Annotated in this window: 2 protein-coding genes and 1 pseudogene; all 3 read left to right on the forward strand. The window is 64.9% G+C overall.

Annotation, left to right across the window (positions count from 1 at the left end; genetic code table 11):
* A pseudogene (locus EN884_RS34770) lies at nt 1-361 on the forward strand (P-type conjugative transfer protein TrbJ); the annotation flags it as partial.
* 8 nt (nt 362-369) lie between these two features.
* A complete protein-coding gene (gene trbK-alt / locus EN884_RS34775; RefSeq protein ID WP_082826777.1) occupies nt 370-735 on the forward strand; it encodes a putative entry exclusion protein TrbK-alt in 366 nt (121 codons plus the stop codon).
* Nucleotides 732-1,817 (forward strand): P-type conjugative transfer protein TrbL (gene trbL / locus EN884_RS34780; RefSeq protein ID WP_128361078.1); only part of this gene is annotated, 1,086 nt, incomplete at its 3' end. The genes trbK-alt and trbL, both read left to right, overlap by 4 nt.

A 1,817-nucleotide genomic window follows, 5' to 3' on the forward strand; every position in this document is an offset into this window, starting at 1 on the left:
GCTTGTCGATGGCGCGCGTGAGCGCTGGCGGACATCGGTGTCGGCTTTCGAGCACTCATTGAAGGCCGGTGCTGTTGCCGTGGACAATATCGACGGGACGCAGCAGCAAACCAGCGCGCTCGTCGACGCCAGCCAATCGGCGGTCGGCGTGCTGCAGGCAACGCAAGCCGGCAACCAGCTTCTCGCCGTGCAGGCAAGACAGGTCGCCGACCTCACCGCAATGCTGGCGGCGCAGGGCAGGGCTGCTGCGCTGGAGCAGGCAAGGACGGCCGCTGCACAGGAGCAGGCGCGAGAACAGTTCAGCCGCTTCATGACGGGCAGCAGATACACCGCGTCATCCGTCAAAATGTTCCACGACTGAGGCGGGTCATGGATCTCAAGATCGCCGCCCGGATAACAGCCGTTATTGCACTTGGCGCCGCCATGACCGCCGCCTTTATGGCGTTGCGCGGCAACGGCTCGCAGGACGTGTCCTCCCCGCGTTCTGAGTATCCGGGCGGCGAGCCGGCCAGCGTTGAACTCGAGCGATGCCGGGCAGTTGGCATGGCTGCAATTGCAGACGAGGCCTGCAGGAAGGCTTGGGCCGAGAACCGCCGGCGTTTCCTGCGGCCATCCCGACCCGTGGCACCATACGCCGCTCCACCGATCGAGAAGGATCAGAGCCGGCTGCAGCCGCTGACCCCTTCGACCCCGGCCGATACCCAAGATACCCGTTCGAACACGGTGGCGCCATGAACGACACGGGCGTAATCGACCGCTTCCTGGAAACCTTTACCCGCTATATCGATTCCGGATTCGGCCTGCTCGGCGGCGAAGTGGCATTTCTCACCTCCACGCTGATCGTCATCGACATCACGCTTGCCGGCCTTTTCTGGGCATGGGGCGCTGACGAGGACATGCTGCATCGGCTGGTGAAGAAGACGCTCTATATCGGCTTCTTCGCCTTCATCATCGGCAACTTCAATCGCCTCGCCGGCATCGTCTTCGAGAGTTTCTCGGGGCTTGGACTGAAGGCAGGAGGATCAGCGCTCTCGGGCCCCGCACTCCTGCAGCCGGGCCGCGTCGCGCAGGTCGGCATCGATGCCGGCAATCCGATCCTCGAAGCCGCCAGCCAGCTGATGGGCTACGTCTCGTTCTTCGAAAATTTTGTCCAGATCGCAGTGCTTATGACCGCCTGGGCGATCGTGCTGATCGCGTTCTTCATTCTGGCCGTCCAGATCTTTGTCACGCTCATTGAGTTCAAGCTGACGACACTGGCAGGCTTCGTGCTGATCCCGTTTGCGCTGTTCAGCCGGACAGCCTTCCTCGCCGAGAAAGTCCTCGGCAACATCGTCGCGTCCGGCGTGAAGATCCTCGTCCTCGCTGTCATCGTCGGCATCGGCTCGGGTCTCTTCGGCGAGTTCACTCGCGGTTTCGGCGCCGAACAGCCAATAATCACGGATGCGCTGTCGCTGGTGCTGGGCGCACTGTCTCTGATGGGGCTGTCGATCTTCGGCCCCGGCATTGCAACGGGCCTTGTTTCCGGAGCCCCGCAGCTTGGTGCGGGTGCCGCTGTGGGGACGAGCCTCGCCGCCGCGGGTCTTGGCGTCGCCGGCGCCATGGGTGCCCGTGCCGGATTCGGCAGCGCAGCGGGTGCGGTCAGTGCTGGGGGGCGGATGTCGGCTGTCGCTGCCCGTGGCGGCGCGCATCTTGCCGGCAGTACTTCGACGGCTTTCGGCCTCGCCGCCGCAACGTCCGGACAGAGCGGCGCGGGCTCGATCGCCGCCGGTCTTGCTGGGGTCGCCAGGGCCGGCGTTGGCGCTGCTGCCCAGCCGGTG

The organism is Mesorhizobium sp. M7A.F.Ca.AU.001.01.1.1 (assembly GCF_004022735.1).
GTDB lineage: Bacteria > Pseudomonadota > Alphaproteobacteria > Rhizobiales > Rhizobiaceae > Mesorhizobium > Mesorhizobium ciceri.

Bases quoted from the DNA above. Each gene is read 5' to 3' on its own strand.
- trbK-alt (WP_082826777.1), top strand. From the start codon at position 370: ATGGATCTCAAGATCGCCGCCCGGATAACAGCCGTTATTGCACTTGGC.